This is a genomic window from Maribacter sp. IgM3_T14_3 (genome assembly GCF_049603095.1).
In the GTDB taxonomy this organism is placed as follows: Bacteria; Bacteroidota; Bacteroidia; order Flavobacteriales; family Flavobacteriaceae; genus Maribacter.
The window spans coordinates 1,780,281-1,798,163 of the sequence record NZ_CP187138.1; the positions used below are offsets into that span (position 1 = coordinate 1,780,281).

Annotated in this window: 17 protein-coding genes; 8 read left to right on the forward strand and 9 right to left on the reverse strand. The window is 35.5% G+C overall.

The window, feature by feature from the left end:
- Positions 1-3 precede the first annotated feature (3 nt).
- The gene (gene ileS, locus ACPF9A_RS07990; protein WP_424003312.1) at positions 4-3,402 is read right to left on the reverse strand and encodes an isoleucine--tRNA ligase; all 3,399 of its coding nucleotides are present in this window, start codon (positions 3,400-3,402) and stop codon (positions 4-6) included.
- A 189-nt stretch (positions 3,403-3,591) separates the two neighbouring features.
- Here ileS and ACPF9A_RS07995 point away from each other — a divergent pair, with 189 nt between their 5' ends.
- Entirely contained in the window at positions 3,592-3,996 is a 405-nt protein-coding gene (locus tag ACPF9A_RS07995; protein WP_424003314.1) for a hypothetical protein, read from the forward strand.
- Positions 3,997-4,051: 55 nt separating this feature from the next.
- Here ACPF9A_RS07995 and ACPF9A_RS08000 read toward each other — a convergent pair whose 3' ends face one another.
- The 5 genes from ACPF9A_RS08000 to ACPF9A_RS08020 all read right to left on the reverse strand — a co-directional run bounded on the left by ACPF9A_RS08000 (position 4,052) and on the right by ACPF9A_RS08020 (position 10,428).
- On the reverse strand, positions 4,052-6,463 hold the full coding sequence (locus tag ACPF9A_RS08000; protein ID WP_424003316.1) for a TonB-dependent receptor plug domain-containing protein: 2,412 nt from the start codon (positions 6,461-6,463) through the stop codon (positions 4,052-4,054).
- On the reverse strand, positions 6,456-7,184 hold the full coding sequence (gene recO, locus ACPF9A_RS08005; protein ID WP_424003318.1) for a DNA repair protein RecO: 729 nt from the start codon (positions 7,182-7,184) through the stop codon (positions 6,456-6,458). Before recO ends, ACPF9A_RS08000 begins: the two co-directional genes overlap by 8 nt.
- A gap of 120 nt (positions 7,185-7,304) precedes the next feature.
- On the reverse strand, positions 7,305-8,648 hold the full coding sequence (gene gdhA / locus ACPF9A_RS08010; RefSeq protein WP_424003320.1) for an NADP-specific glutamate dehydrogenase: 1,344 nt from the start codon (positions 8,646-8,648) through the stop codon (positions 7,305-7,307).
- Positions 8,649-8,808: 160 nt separating this feature from the next.
- On the reverse strand, positions 8,809-9,963 hold the full coding sequence (locus ACPF9A_RS08015; RefSeq protein WP_424003322.1) for a cystathionine gamma-synthase: 1,155 nt from the start codon (positions 9,961-9,963) through the stop codon (positions 8,809-8,811).
- A gap of 81 nt (positions 9,964-10,044) precedes the next feature.
- Entirely contained in the window at positions 10,045-10,428 is a 384-nt protein-coding gene (locus ACPF9A_RS08020) for a hypothetical protein (RefSeq protein WP_424003324.1), read from the reverse strand.
- A gap of 94 nt (positions 10,429-10,522) precedes the next feature.
- Between ACPF9A_RS08020 and ACPF9A_RS08025 the strand changes: the two genes are divergently transcribed.
- On the forward strand, positions 10,523-11,266 hold the full coding sequence (locus ACPF9A_RS08025; protein ID WP_424003326.1) for a DUF3298 and DUF4163 domain-containing protein: 744 nt from the start codon (positions 10,523-10,525) through the stop codon (positions 11,264-11,266).
- On the opposite strand, the gene ACPF9A_RS08030 is transcribed toward ACPF9A_RS08025, so the two are convergent.
- Positions 11,263-11,727, reverse strand: coding sequence for a DinB family protein (locus ACPF9A_RS08030; RefSeq protein WP_424003328.1), 465 nt, complete (start codon positions 11,725-11,727; stop codon positions 11,263-11,265). The genes ACPF9A_RS08025 and ACPF9A_RS08030 overlap by 4 nt on opposite strands.
- A 133-nt stretch (positions 11,728-11,860) precedes the next feature.
- Here ACPF9A_RS08030 and ACPF9A_RS08035 point away from each other — a divergent pair, with 133 nt between their 5' ends.
- The gene (locus tag ACPF9A_RS08035) at positions 11,861-12,214 is read left to right on the forward strand and encodes an arsenate reductase family protein (RefSeq protein WP_424003330.1); all 354 of its coding nucleotides are present in this window, start codon (positions 11,861-11,863) and stop codon (positions 12,212-12,214) included.
- A complete protein-coding gene (locus ACPF9A_RS08040; protein WP_424003332.1) occupies positions 12,211-13,113 on the forward strand; it encodes a DMT family transporter in 903 nt (300 codons plus the stop codon). The genes ACPF9A_RS08035 and ACPF9A_RS08040 overlap by 4 nt, the downstream gene beginning before the upstream one ends.
- Here ACPF9A_RS08040 and ACPF9A_RS08045 read toward each other — a convergent pair.
- The gene (locus tag ACPF9A_RS08045) at positions 13,110-13,727 is read right to left on the reverse strand and encodes a GntR family transcriptional regulator (RefSeq protein WP_424003334.1); all 618 of its coding nucleotides are present in this window, start codon (positions 13,725-13,727) and stop codon (positions 13,110-13,112) included. The genes ACPF9A_RS08040 and ACPF9A_RS08045 overlap by 4 nt on opposite strands.
- Positions 13,728-13,826: 99 nt before the next feature.
- Positions 13,827-14,300: an acyl-CoA thioesterase gene (locus tag ACPF9A_RS08050; protein ID WP_424003336.1), complete on the reverse strand. Its 474-nt coding sequence runs from the start codon at positions 14,298-14,300 to the stop codon at positions 13,827-13,829.
- 122 nt (positions 14,301-14,422) lie between these two features.
- Here ACPF9A_RS08050 and ACPF9A_RS08055 point away from each other — a divergent pair, with 122 nt between their 5' ends.
- The 4 genes from ACPF9A_RS08055 to ACPF9A_RS08070 all read left to right on the forward strand — a co-directional run bounded on the left by ACPF9A_RS08055 (position 14,423) and on the right by ACPF9A_RS08070 (position 17,858).
- Entirely contained in the window at positions 14,423-15,397 is a 975-nt protein-coding gene (locus ACPF9A_RS08055; protein ID WP_424003338.1) for an NAD(P)H-dependent flavin oxidoreductase, read from the forward strand.
- Positions 15,398-15,419: 22 nt separating this feature from the next.
- Entirely contained in the window at positions 15,420-16,382 is a 963-nt protein-coding gene (locus ACPF9A_RS08060; RefSeq protein ID WP_424003340.1) for a YheT family hydrolase, read from the forward strand.
- 168 nt (positions 16,383-16,550) lie between these two features.
- Entirely contained in the window at positions 16,551-17,030 is a 480-nt protein-coding gene (locus ACPF9A_RS08065; protein WP_424003342.1) for a c-type cytochrome, read from the forward strand.
- Between the two features lie 138 nt (positions 17,031-17,168).
- A complete protein-coding gene (locus ACPF9A_RS08070) occupies positions 17,169-17,858 on the forward strand; it encodes a DsbA family oxidoreductase (protein WP_424003344.1) in 690 nt (229 codons plus the stop codon).
- Positions 17,859-17,883 lie beyond the last annotated feature (25 nt).

Here is a 17,883-nt window from a genome sequence, read left to right on the forward strand (position 1 = left end):
CTTTTAATATTTTTCAATAAACAATTTAGTGTTCACCTCGTCAAAAGCAATTTCTATGCCTTTATCCAATTTTTCAACAAAATTTAATTCTGCCGTCAAGGTCTCTGTTTTAATATACTCAATATTATTTTTAACAGCTACTTCAACAAAACCATCTTTCAATATTTGAATTGCAATTTTATCTGTCACTTCAAATCCTGAATCTTTTCTAATATTCTGAATTCTATTGACTAATTCTCTTGCAACACCTTCATTTCTCAACTCCTCATTAATTGTTACATCTAAAGCAACAGTTAATTTACCAGAAGTTGCAACCATCCAACCCTCAATATCTTGAGAGGAAATCTCTACATCTTGTAACTCTAAAGTAATACTTTTATTTTCTATCTGTATCGATAATTCGCCATCCTGCTCAATTTTTTGGATATCATTCTGGTCGAAACCATTGACAACTTGAGCAATTTGCTTCATTTCTTTACCAAACTTCGGACCTAATGTCTTGAAATTAGGCTTTATACGTTTTACCAAGATACCAGAGGCATCATCTAACAGCTGAATTTCCTTAACGTTAACTTCAGATTTAATTAATTCTGATACCGCTTCAATTTCTTCTCTGTCCTTATCATCTAAAACGGGAATCATTATTTTCTGTAAAGGTTGACGCACCTTTATTTTCTCTTTTTGACGAATAGATAATACTAAAGAAGAAATAATCTGCGCTTTCTGCATTTTAACTTCTAAGCTTTGATCGATTAGCGACTCATCTGCCACCGGAAAGTCTGCTAAATGCACACTTTCAAAACCATCTTTTACCGTTGCCCTGTTCAAATCTAAATACAATTGATCCATGAAAAAAGGAGCAATAGGCGCCGATAATTTAGAAACAACGTCTAAACAGGTGTATAGCGTTTGGTATGCCGCGATTTTATCTTGGGCATACTCGCCTTTCCAAAAACGTCTTCTACATAAACGTACGTACCAGTTACTTAGATTTTCTTGAACAAAGTCAGATATTGCTCTAGCAGCACGTGTAGGCTCATACTCATCGTAAGCCGTGTCTACGGTCTTAATCAATGTATTTAATTCTGAGATGATCCAACGATCTATCTCTGTACGTTCAGCCATCGGTACATCTTTTTCGGCATATGTAAACTTATCTAAATTAGCATATAAACTAAAAAAGGAATAGGTATTATATAAGGTACCAAAGAACTTACGCTTTACCTCGGCGATACCTTCTGTATCGAACTTTAGGTTGTCCCAAGGGTTAGCATTGCTGATCATATACCATCTTGTAGCATCTGCACCATGTTCGTTCATAGTTTCGAAAGGATCTGCAGCATTGCCTAATCGCTTAGACATTTTCTTACCTTCTTTGTCTAAAACCAGTCCGTTTGAAACTACATTCTTATACGCGACAGAATCGAATACCATGGTTGAAATGGCATGTAATGTATAAAACCAACCACGGGTCTGATCAACACCTTCAGCTATAAAATCTGCCGGAAACGTTTTTCCTTCGTCAATTAAATCTTTATTCTCGAAAGGATAATGCCATTGTGCATATGGCATAGAACCACTATCGAACCAAACATCGATTAAATCGCTCTCTCGTTTCATCGGCTTACCCGATGCTGATACCAATGTAATTTGATCAACTATATTCTTATGTAAATCTATTTTATCGTAGTTCTCATCAGACATGTCATCGACTACGAAATCTGCATAGATATCTTTTTCTAAAACTCCCGCTTTAACCGCCTTTGCCATTTCTGACTTTAGCTCTGCAACCGATCCTATTATTATCTCTTCTTTACCATCTTCTGTTCTCCAGATTGGTAATGGAATTCCCCAATAACGAGACCTAGAAAGATTCCAGTCATTTGCATTCGCCAACCAATTACCAAATCTACCTTCACCAGTTGCTTTTGGTTTCCAGTTAATTGTTTGGTTCAATTCAAACATTCTATCCTTAACATCGGTTACTTTAATAAACCAAGAATCTAACGGATAATATAAAATAGGCTTATCTGTACGCCAGCAGTTTGGGTAACTGTGCACATACTTCTCTACCTTAAAGGCTTTATTTTCTTCTTTTAATTTAATGGCAATTTCTACATCTACAGAACGCTCAGGCACTTCACCATCTTCATAATATTCGTTCTTTACATATTTACCACCTAATTCTTTTAACTCTGGTCTAAACTTACCTTGTAAATCGACTAGTGGAACCAAGTTTGCATTTTCATCCAATACCAACATTGGTGGTATTTCTGGTACTGCTTGTTTAGCTACAAAGGCATCATCTGCACCAAAAGTAGGTGCGGTGTGTACAATACCTGTACCATCTTCGGTGGTAACAAAATCACCAGCAATTATTCTAAATGCGTTTTCTGCATTTTCATAAGGCAATACATAATCTAATAACTGCTCGTACCTAATACCCAATAAATCTTTTCCTTTAAATCCTTTTACGACGTAGAAAGGTATTTTCTTATCACCAGACTTGTATTCTAATAACTCAGCCTTTTCTGATACTTCTTTGAATTTACCCGAGAATTGTTTACCCACCAAATTCTTGGCAAGTATAACATTCATAGGTTCAAACGTGTATTGGTTATATGATTCTACTAAAACATAATCTATTCTTGAACCTACTGTCAATGCAGTATTCGAAGGCAATGTCCAAGGGGTGGTCGTCCAAGCTAAAAAGTAAACGGTGCCTTCGTTCTGTAAAAAATCTGGCAATGTTTCTTCGACAGCTTTAAATTGTGCAGTTACCGTAGTATCTGTAACGTCTTGGTAGGTGCCTGGTTGATTTAGCTCATGAGAGCTTAAACCAGTACCCGCTTTTGGCGAATATGGCTGTATGGTATACCCTTTATAAATTAAGTTTTTCGAATAAATCTGTTTTAGTAACCACCAAACAGTTTCCATATACTTTGACTTATAGGTAATGTACGGATCTTCCATATCTACCCAATAGCCAACTTGTTTGGTCATAGCATTCCAAACATCGGTATATCGCATTACCGCCTTTTTACAAGCTGCATTATATTCTTCTACCGAAATTTTAACTCCGATATCTTCTTTTGTAATACCCAACTCTTTTTCGACACCTAACTCAATAGGAAGACCATGAGTATCCCAACCAGCTTTACGCTTTACTTGAAATCCCTTCATGGTTTTATACCTAGGGAAGATATCTTTAATGGTTCGTGCCATTACATGATGTATACCAGGCATACCGTTCGCTGAAGGCGGACCTTCATAGAATACATAACTCTCTTTACCCTCTCGAGTAGATATACTTTTTTCAAAAATGGCATTCTTTGACCAGTAGTCAAGTATTTCTTCTGCGACCTTTGGTAAATTCAATCCTTGATATTCTGTGAACTTCATACAAAATGCTTATAGTACTGGATTTTAAAGGCTGCAAAATTATAAAATTTTAAGCAAAGAGGAGTGTTTTGACAGTACTGAAATGCTTATAAACCACGTATTAAAGGATTAATTCACCTCTTAAACATCCAAAAGTTAAATTTCTGCGTATATTAACACGGAACAATTAACCATTAAACGTTTACAAAAATGAAAAAAGTAATTTTAGGATCATTAGCAATTTTAGCACTTAGTATGTCTGTTTCTTGTAGAGATGCTGCCGATAAAGCAAAATCTGCAACTGAAGAAGCTGGTGCAGCTTTAGAAAATGCAGGTGAAGAGTTAAAAGAAGCTGGTAAAGATTTAGAAGAAGCCGGCGAAGGTGCAATGGACGCTGCTAAAGAAGCAAGTGAAAATGCAATGGATGCTGCTGAAGATGCTGCTGAAACGGTAAAAGAAGCTGGTCAAGATGGTATGGACGCTGCTAAGAAAGCTGGTGAAGATACTATGGATGCCGCTAAAGATGCAGGTAATGACGTAAAAAAAGCTGCTAATGATGCAGCTGACAAAGCAGCTCAAAAAGCTGAAGATGTAAAAAAGGCGGTTAAACACTAACAATATCCTTTTTTTTATAATTTTAAAAGACCCGTTACCAACGGGTCTTTTTTATTTAAAAATGATATCCTACACCAAGAATCATGTGTATACCTGGCGCTACTATACCAGAAGAATATGTTCTATACCGCTGATCTGTAAAATTCTCTAAACTAGCGGTTACCTTAAATTGATTCGTAACATCATATTGAGAACGAAAATTTAAAGTGTACCATGAAGGCGCGAACGGATTTCCATTTTCATCTGTAGCATAAATATACTCTTTAGACCTTTCTGATACCGCAAGATCATCGTACCCAATTTCACTATTATAATTCAAAAATAGATCTGTTCGTAATCGCTGATTTTTCCATACGATGTGAAAATCTCCAAAAGTAGGTGCCGCATGCCGTGCCGGTGTTTCTGAACCATCATCTTCCTCTTCTACACCTTCTGTAAATGTCAAGTTTGAAGATAGTGACCATTGCTCGGTCAAATAAGCTTCCAATCCAAATTCAAAACCATACACATAGGCTTTAGCTGCATTTTGAATCGCCTGCACATTACTTAACTCGCCGCCATATTCTATTTCTGAAACTCCATTGTAGCTAAAATCTCTACGCACCAAAGCATCTACCAAGTACGTGTAATAAGCTGCTCCTTTTAGAATTATTTTATCGTTTATATTTCGCTGTATGCCTATTTCTGCATTGTATGCATATTCGGGTTCCAAATCTGGATTTGGCACTACCACAGACCCTGGTTCAGAATCAAATATTTTACCAACATCATCTATATTCGGTGCTCTAAAACCTGTGGATCCATTTAATGTTACCTGAAGATTTGCTCTAGGAAACCAACTAAAACCAATACTACCTGTTAATGCCCCTGTACTTAAATCTGCCGTTTCGAACGGAAAATCATAAAAAGTATCATCAAAAACAGCATCTACCCAAACATGGCTATATCGCAAACCCGACATAATCGTAAAATTAGGCTTTGCCTTATACTCTCCATTTGCATAACCAGCTAAACTTTGCCAAGTAGATCCGTCTGGATACCTTGATGCCGCATCACTTTTTTCATCAGTATTGATATTTAAATCAAAACCATTTGACCGCACTTTATTATATATATATTCGGCACCATAATAGAGCCTGAAATCGCCAATCTTCTTATTTTCTAGGTCGATATTAAAGTTTACAGCATCTACTTTTTCTTTGGTCGTATTTCTTATCTCGTCTTGAAAATCTCTACTGATCCTACTTTCTTCAAAATGTTGATATGCCAAACCTAGTTTTAAACCATCATATACCTTTCCGTTTCCTTTTTTCTGCACTTGCGCATTTGCCATAAACCACTTTTGTGGTCCATAATCCCATTCTGCCGAACGCAAGCCCAAACCATCGCTGGTTGGTCTAATTAAACGGTCGTATCTAGAGTAGTCTGATGTTTCGCTATAATAGGTGCCCAAATTTAAATCCCACTTTGCATTGGGTTTAAACAAAAACTTCTGCATGAAATTAATTTGATCGTAACCTGTAGGCTTTTGCTTATTGGGTGAAGTGTTCTGTACCAATTCATCAATACCATCTACAGTTCTTACATATGTTTTTCTTTCATAAGACTCTGGTCCGTGAGAACCCATTCTTAAATCTTGAAAATTATTATATGTTAGACTCGTAAGTGATGACCATGTTTTTTTACCTAGGTTAATATCGGCATGCACCGTATTCTCCATATTCGCCGTTCCAAATCTATAATCGGCATTACCATGTACCAAAAGACTATCGTTTTGAGATAACATCGGTTTTTTGGTGTAAAAGTTCATTACTCCACCAATAGCATCACTTCCATATATAACCGATCCTGGACCAAAAATTACTTCTGTGTTTTTAATTGTAAAGGGATCAATAGATATTACATTTTGCACGTTACCACCTCTAAATATGGCATTGTTCATTCTTACGCCATCTACAGACAACAACAATCTATTTGTGGCAAAACCTCTAATCATAGGGCTACCACCACCCATTTGGCTTTTTTGAACAAATACTTTACCACTATTCTGAAGTAAATCTGCAGCTGTTTGTGGCGCAGAAAAAGCAATTGACCGTGCATCTAAAGAAATTATTCTATTGGGTATATCTCTTTTTTGCTGCTCCCATTTAGAGACAGACATCACCACTTCATCTAATTGCTGGGCTTTTATAATCAAATAAGCTCTTTGACCTTGTTTTTGCAATTGCTGCTTCGTTGATTTAAATTCTTCATAACCGATATGCTTTAGCGTAATGCGTTCTTTACCCGTAAATACCGAAGCATCGAAAACCCCATCGAAATTAGATAAGGCTATTTTCGATTTGTCTTTATTGAAAACGGCAACATTGGCAATCTCCTCTCCACTATCGGCATCTAAGACGGTAATTTGTTGAGCAGTGCCAAAAAAACAACACAAAAAAAGAGCTACGAACAGGTGCTTATACATAGGTATTGAAAACTTCATTTAAAACGGCAAGCGACTTTGGTTTTCTGAAACCTTGTAAATGCAATTCAAAATAGAGAATTAAGGATTTCAGCAATTCTTGACGACTGCTTTTTTTCATCTTTACGGTATGCATGGCATCAAAATTTGTGCCCAATAAGGTTTTGAAATAATAAATATTTTCTCCCCTAAGGATCGGGTTCAATGATTCGACAGCTACAAATTCACCTTCTAACAGATCAAAATAAGGCTTATCTATCTGGTATATATCAGGATAAAACCCCAAAAATCGTGTTAGCGACAACATAAAATACAAATGAAAATTAGCGACGTCTTTATTTACATCTAGCCATTGTAATGAAGCTTCAAGAAAGTCGAACATATCTTCATTACGCTCTTCTTCTCGAATGCTATTGCCTAATAGCTCTGCTAAAAACATCGTCATAGCATTTTTAGCCATGTCGGCATATAAGGTTTGATAGTGATAAAATACCTTCGCTTCTTTAAGGGTCTCTAATGTGCCCTTGTTTTTATGGTTGGCAACAATTTCTAGCTGGGTTAAAGGTTGAAAGTAGGCGGACTTCAATTTTCCCTTTTTTGAAGCTAAGACTCCCCTTAATAAATATGATTTAATTCCGTCAGATGCAGTATATGCTTTAACGATAAGACTTGTATCGCCGTATTTTAGTGCAGAAAATACTATAGCCTTTGTGGTTATCTGCATATTAGAACATCTATTTCAACAAAGATAGTTGATTGTAGTTTGGCGAAGACGTTCTATAAAAAAATGCGAGACCCTAATATAGAGTCCCGCATTATATATTTACTACTATAAATCTAATTTCTAGATGACACCTTGTGCTAACATTGCATCGGCAACTTTTACGAAACCAGCAATATTTGCTCCTTTTACATAGTTACAGAAACCATCTTCTTCTTTACCGTACTCGATACAAGAAGCATGAATATCTTCCATAATTACTTTTAGGCGCTCATCAACCTCTTCACGTGTCCAGCTAATTCTCAATGAATTCTGAGACATTTCTAAACCTGATGTTGCAACACCACCTGCGTTTGAAGCTTTACCTGGTGCAAATAATATTTTTGCATTATTGAAAACATGAACAGCATCTGCATTACAAGGCATATTCGCACCTTCGGCAACACATATACATCCATTTTTCAATAGCTTTTTAGCATCATCTTGATCTAACTCATTTTGGGTAGCACATGGTAATGCAATATCACATTTTACTTCCCAAGGTGTTTTACCTTTATGAAATTCTGCTGAAGCATATTTATCTGCATACTCAGAAATACGTCCTCTTCTATTATTCTTAAGATCCATAACAAAAGCTAGCTTCTCATCGTTCAAGCCATCTTTGTCATAGATATAACCACTAGAATCTGAAAGTGTAACTACTGTAGCACCTAATAAAATTGCTTTTTCGGCAGCATACTGAGCAACGTTTCCTGATCCAGAAATTACTACTGTTTTACCTTTAAAAGTTTCATTCTTCGTCTTTAGCATACTTTGTGCAAAATACACAGTACCGTAACCTGTAGCTTCTGGTCTAATTTTAGAACCACCCCAAGAAAGACCTTTACCTGTTAATACACCGGTAAACTCATTACGGATCTTTTTGTACATACCAAAAAGGAAACCTATTTCACGAGCACCTACACCAATATCACCCGCAGGTACATCTGTATTAGGACCAATGTGTCTGTTTAATTCTAACATGAAGGCATGGCAAAAACGCATTACCTCATCATCAGATTTACCTTTTGGGTCAAAATCAGAACCACCTTTACCACCACCCATAGGTAATGTCGTAAGACTGTTCTTGAATACTTGCTCAAAAGCTAAGAATTTAAGGATACTCGCATTTACGGTTGGGTGAAAACGCAATCCGCCTTTGTATGGACCTATTGCCGAGTTCATTTGTATTCTATACCCACGGTTTACATGAATTTCACCATCATCATCAACCCACGCAACTCTAAAAGAAATTAAACGTTCTGGCTCAACCATTCTTAAAAGAATGTTCTTACCATTATATATGTCCTGATTTGCAATATATGGTATAACCGTTTCTGCAACTTCTTGCACCGCTTGTATGAATTCTGATTCATGACCATTTCTGGCAATAACCTCATCCATAAATGCTTTTATTTTATTCTCCATAAAGCTATTTAAACTTATTTAAATTATTGATTTCAAAATATAACGTCAAAATTATGCTATTTATGTAATTTGATAGCTTATTTTTTTAAAAATCGATAAAAATTGTTGTTTTGACAACAAACTACCTGTTCTTACTACATATAATTTAACATTTGGTCAATTATTCTATCGCTTGTTCTAAATCTGCTATTAAATCATCAACATCTTCAATACCAACACTTAATCTAATCAACGAATCAACCACTCCGTTTTTAAGTCGTTCTTCTTTCGGAATACTTGCATGGGTCATACTTGCAGGGTGACCGGCTAAACTTTCTACGCCACCTAAAGACTCTGCCAATGTAAAAACCTGTAACCGTTCTACAATCTTTATGGCATCGTCATAATTACCTCCTTTAGGTACAAAAGAAATCATTCCGCCAAAATCTTTCATCTGTTCTTTTGCGATAAGGTGATTAGGATGATCTTCAAAACCTGGCCAGTAGACTTTTTCGATTTTAGGATTGCTTTTAAGGTATTCGGCAATCGCCCTACCATTTTCACAATGGCGCTGCATACGTACGTGCAGTGTTTTTATTCCTCTCAAGACCAAAAAACTATCCATAGGTCCACAAACGGCACCGCTTGCATTTTGTATAAAATAAAGTTTATCGGCTAATTCTTTATCTTTAACCACTAACGCTCCTACAACCGTATCGCTATGACCACCAAGATATTTGGTCGCTGAATGCATTACAATATCTGCCCCCAGTTCTAATGGCAATTGTAAATAAGGGGTAGCAAAGGTGTTATCTACCGCTAACAATATATCTCTGCCCTTGGTTAATGACGCTATTGCTTTTATATCTACAATATTCATCATTGGGTTGGTAGGCGTTTCTACCCAAATTAACTTTGTTTTAGAATTGATTTTATCACTTACAGCATCAGCACCTTGCATACCTACAAAATGAAAAACGATTCCAAACTTTTCAAATATCTTTTTGAATATTCTATAAGACCCGCCATATAAATCATTGGTAGAAATAACCTCATCGCCCGGTGCCAATAATTTAAGTACTGCATCAATAGCAGCAAGACCGCTACCAAAAGCCAAACCGAATTTGCCACCTTCTATACTTGCCAATGACTTTTCTAAAGCTGTTCTTGTTGGGTTGGCACTTCTTGAATATTCATAACCCTTATGACCACCCGGTGTATTTTGGGCATATGTCGATGTTTGATATATAGGTGGCATAACAGCACCATAAGCTGCATCTGGTTGTTGACCACCATGTATGGTTTTCGTATTAAACTTTAAGTTTTTAGAGCCCATATTCAAATTTTTATAAAGGTTAATGTAAGAAGTTTAACATACCGAATATTGCTAAAATTTTATATAAAGTTTGTTTTATTATTATTCCGGTTTCCAAATTATATAATTCTCAATTCCTTCATCAGTTTCTTCCTCAACCAAATTCCAATTTAGAAATGAAGCAATATTTATGAATACTCTTTTTAATTCATTGAAAACAATCTGTTCTCCTTTTCCACAGACAATACTGATCAAATTAGTCTTTTTCGGATGAGTATCACTTTCTGTCCAATTATCTAAGCTTTGAACATTCAAAAGCAATAATTGAGTGAAAGGGAAAGATTCCGTGTTTTTGAATTCATATTCATTTACCTGGTGTAACTCTGGTATTCCATTGATAAAATCCCTTAACTCCTGTGTATCATGAATAAAACTTAAGTTTTCGTCCTTATATAAGTTTAAATAATAATATCTATCTGACCACATTTCGGTTTTATTTCAATGATTCATAACACAAATGTATTGTTATCTTTCGGGGAATACAATGAAGCTGTATTTTTACACTAAATCTATTTTCTCCATGAAATCTAAGCTTTCCTGCCTACTTATTTGTTTTTTACTTTTTGCGTGTAATAATAAGGACTCCCTTTCTTTTGAACCGTTGACCATTGCTACCGAATCTTGCGATAACTGTACCTCGGTACGTATCGAAATACCTGAGGCAACTGGCAAAACAAAATTAAGTAAGACTATAAATTCTGCCTTAGAAGGTGAGATTATTGCTTTGCTGAATTTCGATGAAGAAAGCAATGCGCAAAACTTAGAAGAAGCGAAAGAAGCTTTTGTTTATGATTATGAAGAATTAACTGGAAAATTCCCCGAAGAATCTATGCCTTGGGAAGCTACAATAGAAGGCACTATAACTTTCGAAAACAAAGATATAATTACTATCAAGCTAGAATCTTACATTTATACCGGTGGAGCACATGGTTACGGGACCAACCGGTTTTTAAATTTTGATAAATTGAATGGTGTAGAATTATATCAAGAAGATTTATTCAAAAACCTAGATGAATTTAAAATATTTGCAGAAGCTCTTTTTAGAAAACAAGAAAACATACCTGCAGAAGGTTCTATAAATAATACTGGTTTTATGTTCGAATCAGAAAGTTTTTATTTACCGGACAATTTGGGGTATACCGAAAACGGGCTCCTGCTTTTCTACGAGCCTTACGAAATAGCATCTTTTGCAGATGGTCCTATCTCATTGACTATACCTTATACTGAGGCAAATACTTTTTTAAAGTACCCGCAACAACCTTAAGCCAATTGTTTTAATAATAGGTTAATTTGCCCAAGGTGAAGACCTTCGTGCAACAAATTAAATACTATGGCATCATCAACATTTTTAAGTGTAACTCCTGCACTGGTTTTATACTCGTTGAATGTTTGAAAAAGTGCCGTATCATAATCTTCAATAAGCCATTCTGCCGTAGAAATTAAAAAATCTGCCACCATCATCATTTCTTCATCGGTAGCTGTACCATCTGGCACCGTACCTTTGCTGAATTTGGCAACCAACTCTTTAGGAATACGCATTTGCAAACCGCTTAACTTATAGATAAGAACCTGTTGTGTTGCTACTGTATGTGCTATATTCCAATACACATTATTATTGAACCCTGATGGTATTTCAAGAAGCTTTTCCGTTGGTATTTTTGTTAATATCGCATGCAGATTTTTACGATTTTGCAACATAATCTCAAATATATTCTCAGTCATCATTTCACATTTTTTGCTTTGTAAAAATAGCACAATTAATGATATTTAAGTTTCTTTGTATTTCTAATGCCAACATCGAATACTGGTGTTTTTTCTTTCGGAAGGATTAAAAGCATCATCCTAAGCACTCAAAGTCATGAAAAAAATATACCATTTAAGCACTTGTTCTACTTGCCAACGTATTATCAAAGAACTACAACCACTTACAGATTTTGAACTTCAGGATATAAAGACTGAACCTATAACCCCTTCTCAGCTTGAAAAAATGCACAGTCTATCTCATAGCTACGAAGATTTGTTCAGCAAAAGAGCGATTTTATATCGAGAACGAAATCTTAAAGAACAAAACCTTTCTGAAGAAAATTTTAAAGAGTTGATATTAGAACAATACACCTTCTTAAAACGACCCGTTATTATTGTTGATGACCAAATTTTTATAGGGAATAGTAAAAAAGTGGTAGCGGCCGCTAAAACGGCAATCCACTCTTGAACAAAAGATTATTAGCCATACTCGCTGCTATTGGGGCAACTACCATTTATGGTGTTAACCATACTATTGCAAAAGGTATTATGCCACATTATGTGCAACCCTTCGGATTTATAATTTTAAGAGTTCTAGGTGCAGCTATACTATTTTGGTTGATTTCACCTTTCGGACCAAAAGAGCGTATCGACCCTAAAGATTACCTACGCATGCTGATTTGTGCCTTATTAGGTATGGCTCTTAACATGTTGGTATTTTTCAAAGGTCTTTCACTGTCAACGCCAATAAATAGTGCTGTGCTAATCACTACCACACCTATTGTAGTGTTAATTCTGTCGGCAGTAATTTTAAAGGAAAAAATATCGGGAAGAAAAATAATAGGAATTACTATCGGCTTACTTGGTGCCCTCGGCCTAATTTTGTTCGGCACAGAAGTAAGACAAGATGCCCCAAATATACCTCTCGGTAATTTCTTGATTTTTTTGAACTCTATGTTCTACGGGTCTTACTTAGTATTGGTAAAAATACTAATCAGTAAATACCATCCATTTACCTTCATGAAATGGCTATTCTCTTTAGGTGTACTCATTTGCCTACCCTTTGGATATCAAGAATTCATGGAAATTTCATGGAATACATTACCTTTTGAAGCTTATTTCGGTATTGGGTTTGTAATTCTCGGAACAACTTTCTGTACCTATTTGTTCAATATTTTTGCGCTGACCCAATTAAAAGCTTCTACTCTAAGTGCATTTGTATATGTACAACCATTAGTTGGTATTACCTATGCTGTATTTACTGGTCAAGACACTATGACTACCATAAAAATTATTGCTGGTTGTTTTGTATTGATAGGGGTATATCTTTCAAGTAAACGACCCAAAAGGCAACTTCAAGAAGGTTAAATATGTGATTTCTTTGCGTTTTCTAAATGAACCCTCATAATCTCACTTGCCTTACTTTCATCTCGATGGTGCATTGAAGACACCAAATCAAGATGCTCTTGCATGATTACATGCAACGGTCTATTAAGCCCTACAAGATCCATAAAAGGTAATATTTTTGCAGATTTATAAAGTTGATATAATGCTCTATTTCCACAATTCTTTACTATGAGTTCGTGAAAATAGCGGTCTATTTTGTAAAAAACATATCCATTTTTCGGTCCATTCTCAAAAGGCACCAATAGATTTCTTAAGTCATCAATTTTAGATTGTGATGCATTAATCGTAAAAAGCTTTACCGCCATTGTTTCAATTGCTATTCTACAATCGAACATTTCTGTAATTTCCTGAGCACATAATTCTCGAACCGCAAGACCACTATCTAGATTACCAACCAAAAGACTTTCTTGTCTTAACTGTAATAACACCACTGGTATAGTGTCATCCTTTATATTCAATGTATGTGATAACCTATGTTCTGTTATAAGTTGACCCGGCACCAATTTTTTGGTGACAATCAACTTTTTCACTTTACCATATGTATCTTGAAATATTTCTTCTGGCAGGCTGACCATTAAGTGAATCTGTTATTTGGTTATTTTAAGATCTAATGACTTCATTAGTTTTTTGGTGTATTCAACAAATTAAAAATAAAGCATTTAACACACTAATTCCTATAAATTTTTAGGAATTTTCAAGAATTTCCTTGTATCCTCTTTGGTGAGTACTTTAAAACTCGCTGCTTTCTCTATATCACTAAATTTACTTCTTAACTCAATGGCTAGACCTGTTAGCCTTCTAGTCTCTAAACTGATCCAAGCACCCATCATTTCGCAACGTGCTATATTTTCACCTTTGTCATTGTAAAAATTATGGTGGAACTCAAAAAATTTACCATCTTCACTTAGTCCCATAATTTCTAAAGAAACTTTAACCTGATTGCCGAGAAAGGCTTCTTTAAAATAATACATATGCTCATAAAACGCTACAGGTCCTATTTTATAGGTAACCATAGTCTTTTGATCAAAGCCCTGCTCCATTAAAAAAGCCATTCGTGTGTGGCTCATGAGGTTAACATATGCTGAATTCGCTAAATGACGATTCGCATCTATATCACTCCACCGTACTTCAAAATCCTTAGTATACATTTTGATATTTTTTGTTATGCATGCATAATACCTTATAAAAATAACATAGTTTTGAAATGTAAGAACTACTGAACACCGTTTTTTATAGTTATTTTTAAATCACGTTCAAAATTATCATCGTTATGTCAAATAAAGCCGCTTTCATAAAAGAATTATCACTGCCTGCAGTCGCAGCACCCATGTTTTTAATTTCTGGACCTCAATTGGTTATTGAATGTTGTAAAAATGGCATCGTTGGTACTTTTCCTGCATTGAACCAACGTACAAGTGAAGGATTTGAAGAATGGCTTATTGAAATAAAATCTGCCCTTAAGACCTTTGAAGAACAGACAGGTAAAAAACCTGCTCCGTTTGGCGTAAACTTAATTGTACACGCCACAAACCCAAGATTAGAAGCAGATGTAAAATTATGCGTAAAGCATAAAGTACCCTTAATCATCACTTCTTTAGGTGCTGTTTCTGAGGTAGTAGATGCTATTCATAGTTATGGCGGATTGGTTTTTCACGATATCATAAAAAAACGCCATGCCGAGAAAGCTGCAGAAGCTGGTGTAGACGGGTTAATTCTCGTTGCTGCCGGCGCAGGCGGTCATGCTGGTACCATTAACCCAATGCCTTTGGTTGCTGAAATAAAGAAATTCTACCATAAAACTATTCTTCTTTCAGGTTGTATAAGCACAGGTAGAGATATCGCATCTGCCCTTCAAATGGGTGCCGATTTAGCGTATATGGGTACGCGTTTTATCAATACAAATGAGAGTAAAGCTTCGCCTGAATATCGACAAATGATTATTGATGCAGGTGCTAGCGATGTGGTATATACCGCTTCAATTTCTGGTGTGCACGCCAATTTTCTAGGCGCTAGTTTAAAAGCGGCAGGTATTACAGAAGAAGACCTCAAAAAAGATGTGAAAATAGATTTTGGCAAAGAATTGGATACCGAAGCTAAAGCTTGGAAAACAATTTGGTCTGCTGGGCAAGGTTCTGCACTTATTGATGATTCAATACCCGTTGCAGAATTAGTATCGCATTTAAAAACCGAATTTAAGCAGGCTATCGAAGAACAAATTAAAGTTCTAGAAACATATCCGAAGTAAATAAAATTTCAGAATTCAAATCATGCCTCTACTTGACTCTACCTATAATCCGCCTTTATTTTTTAAGAGCGGACACCTATCTACCATATATTCAGGGTTAGTTAGAAAAGTAGCCGATTTAGAGCAAATACGTATTCGTATTACTTTACCAGACGCTGATTTTTTAGATACAGACTGGAGCTATGCTTCATCTACATCCAAAAAATTAGTTATTATAATTCATGGATTAGAAGGCAGTTCTAAACGTGCTTATATGAAAGGCAGTGCGAAAGTTTTAACAGAATCTGGATATGATGTTTGCGCCATAAACCTCAGAGGATGTAGTGGTACTGCAAACAAATTGTTTCGCTCTTACCACTCTGGTGCTACCGAAGATTTACAAGCGGTTATTGAACATGTTTTACAGTTAGATGAATACCAAAATATTTACTTACACGGCTTTAGCCTTGGTGGTAACCTTCTACTAAAATATTTAGGCGAAAAACGTGAATTGCCTATTGAAATTAAAGGCGCAGTTGCTATTTCTGTACCATGTCAATTAGCAGATTCGCTTCATCAATTACTGCAGTTCAAGAACGCACTGTATGCCAAAAGATTTAAAGGCAACCTTCTCGTAAAATTAAAACAGAAACAACAATCGTTTCCTGACCTTATCTCAGATACCGATATTGAAAACATTAAAACTCTTAAAGATTTTGATGATTTTTATACGAGTAGAGCTCATGGTTTTACAGACGCGATGGATTATTATGCCAAAAGTAGCAGTCTTCAATTTCTAGAAAATATTGATGTACCCACTTTAATTATCAATGCTTTAAACGATTCTTTCTTAGGGTCTGAATGTTACCCCATTGAAATTGCCAAACACCATAAAAACCTATTTCTTGAAATGCCAAAATATGGTGGGCATGTAGGTTTTTACGGCAACAATAATTTTACGTATGCAGAACGACGTACGTTAGAGTTTTTAGACAAAATAGCATAACCTAGTCGAGGTTTTTTAAACAAATATAAATTCGTTCATACAAATTGTTACTTTCATAAAATTATTAGTTAAAAACTAAGACCCATCCTTATTAAATCTTACTTCGACTCGTAAAAATTCATATCTTAGTTGCTCAATTTACAGACAACACTTAAAAGATAGTAACGTATGCGCAAATTATTCACTTTATTAGCTCTTAGCACAATGATTATTAGTTGTGGCGAGAAAAAAGAAGAGAAAAAAGAAGGTTTTGAAATGAACAGAACCAAAAAAGAAGTTAAAAAAGAAACGGCAAGTGAAGGCGTGCCAGTTGATTTAGACAACAAAGGTGTTGGTCCAATTACCAGTGTTAGTTTTGATGATACCGTTAACGAAGAAATGGCTGCTGCTGGTAAAGAAAAATTTCAGGCTATTTGTACCGCTTGCCATATGGCAGAGCAACGTATGATAGGACCAGCATTGAAAGGTGTTTACGAGCGTAGAAGTCCAGAATGGGTAATGAACATGATTATCAACCCAGATAGAATGTTAAAAGAAGATCCTATTGCAAAAGCATTATTGAAAGAATACAACAATGCAATTATGCTTAATCAGAATTTAAACGAAGAGGATGCTCGTAACTTAGCAGAATACTTACGTACGCTATAAAGTTAAACGCCAACCTAATACCGAAAACCCTTTCATATTCATGGAAGGGTTTTCTTTTTTTAACAAACGCTCTTTTTGACTTTAAAAAGTATGTTTTCACTACTTTTTACGACCAATTAGATATCAAATGATTGTTATATGCAAAACGATAAAATAAAAATAGATATAGTTTCTGATGTTGCCTGCCCATGGTGTTATGTTGGTAAAAAAAGATTAGAAAAAGCAATAAAAGAATGGGATGGCGCCGAAATAGAAATTGAGTGGCACCCGTTTCAATTAGACCCGAATATACCAAAGGAAGGATTAGATAGGGATACCTACCTTACTAATAAATTTGGGAGTGTAGACGGTACTCTTGAAATGACCAAACGTTTACAAGAGAGCGGGAAAGAAGAAGGCATCAACCTTAACTATGGTAAAGCATGGTTGGCCATTAACACCCTACCATTGCATCAACTATTACACGTTGCTGGCGAGGAAGGATTTAAAGATGCTTTGAAAGAACGCTTAATGAAGGCCTATTTTGATGAAAATCTACATTTAAACGATGTTGATGTGCTAAGTACTATTATGTCTGAATATGATTGGTCGCCAGAAAAAACACAAGAAATTCTAAACGATGATGCTATTGCGTATGCTGTAAAACAAGAAATTGCTCATTACCAGCAACGCGGTGTTAACAGTGTGCCTTTCTTTATTATCAATGATAAATTTGGAATTAGTGGTGCCCAACCACCAGCAGCATTTTTAGAGGCTTTTCAACAAGTAGCTCCTTTAAAAATAATTGCTACAGGTGATAGTTGTGATCCATCAACAGGAATTTGCTAACTTAACATTAGATAAGAATTAGTAT

Excerpts from the sequence above, each read along its gene's own strand:
- ileS (WP_424003312.1), bottom strand. The coding sequence starts at position 3,402 with ATGAAGTTCACAGAATATCAAGGATTGAATTTACCAAAGGTCGCAGAA.
- ACPF9A_RS07995 (WP_424003314.1), top strand. The coding sequence starts at position 3,592 with ATGAAAAAAGTAATTTTAGGATCATTAGCAATTTTAGCACTTAGTATG.
- ACPF9A_RS08000 (WP_424003316.1), bottom strand. The coding sequence starts at position 6,463 with ATGTATAAGCACCTGTTCGTAGCTCTTTTTTTGTGTTGTTTTTTTGGC.
- recO (WP_424003318.1), bottom strand. The coding sequence starts at position 7,184 with ATGCAGATAACCACAAAGGCTATAGTATTTTCTGCACTAAAATACGGC.
- gdhA (WP_424003320.1), bottom strand. The coding sequence starts at position 8,648 with ATGGAGAATAAAATAAAAGCATTTATGGATGAGGTTATTGCCAGAAAT.
- ACPF9A_RS08015 (WP_424003322.1), bottom strand. The coding sequence starts at position 9,963 with ATGGGCTCTAAAAACTTAAAGTTTAATACGAAAACCATACATGGTGGT.
- ACPF9A_RS08020 (WP_424003324.1), bottom strand. The coding sequence starts at position 10,428 with ATGTGGTCAGATAGATATTATTATTTAAACTTATATAAGGACGAAAAC.
- ACPF9A_RS08025 (WP_424003326.1), top strand. The coding sequence starts at position 10,523 with ATGAAATCTAAGCTTTCCTGCCTACTTATTTGTTTTTTACTTTTTGCG.
- ACPF9A_RS08030 (WP_424003328.1), bottom strand. The coding sequence starts at position 11,727 with ATGATGACTGAGAATATATTTGAGATTATGTTGCAAAATCGTAAAAAT.
- ACPF9A_RS08035 (WP_424003330.1), top strand. The coding sequence starts at position 11,861 with ATGAAAAAAATATACCATTTAAGCACTTGTTCTACTTGCCAACGTATT.
- ACPF9A_RS08045 (WP_424003334.1), bottom strand. The coding sequence starts at position 13,727 with ATGGTCAGCCTGCCAGAAGAAATATTTCAAGATACATATGGTAAAGTG.
- ACPF9A_RS08050 (WP_424003336.1), bottom strand. The coding sequence starts at position 14,300 with ATGTATACTAAGGATTTTGAAGTACGGTGGAGTGATATAGATGCGAAT.
- ACPF9A_RS08055 (WP_424003338.1), top strand. The coding sequence starts at position 14,423 with ATGTCAAATAAAGCCGCTTTCATAAAAGAATTATCACTGCCTGCAGTC.
- ACPF9A_RS08060 (WP_424003340.1), top strand. The coding sequence starts at position 15,420 with ATGCCTCTACTTGACTCTACCTATAATCCGCCTTTATTTTTTAAGAGC.
- ACPF9A_RS08065 (WP_424003342.1), top strand. The coding sequence starts at position 16,551 with ATGCGCAAATTATTCACTTTATTAGCTCTTAGCACAATGATTATTAGT.
- ACPF9A_RS08070 (WP_424003344.1), top strand. The coding sequence starts at position 17,169 with ATGCAAAACGATAAAATAAAAATAGATATAGTTTCTGATGTTGCCTGC.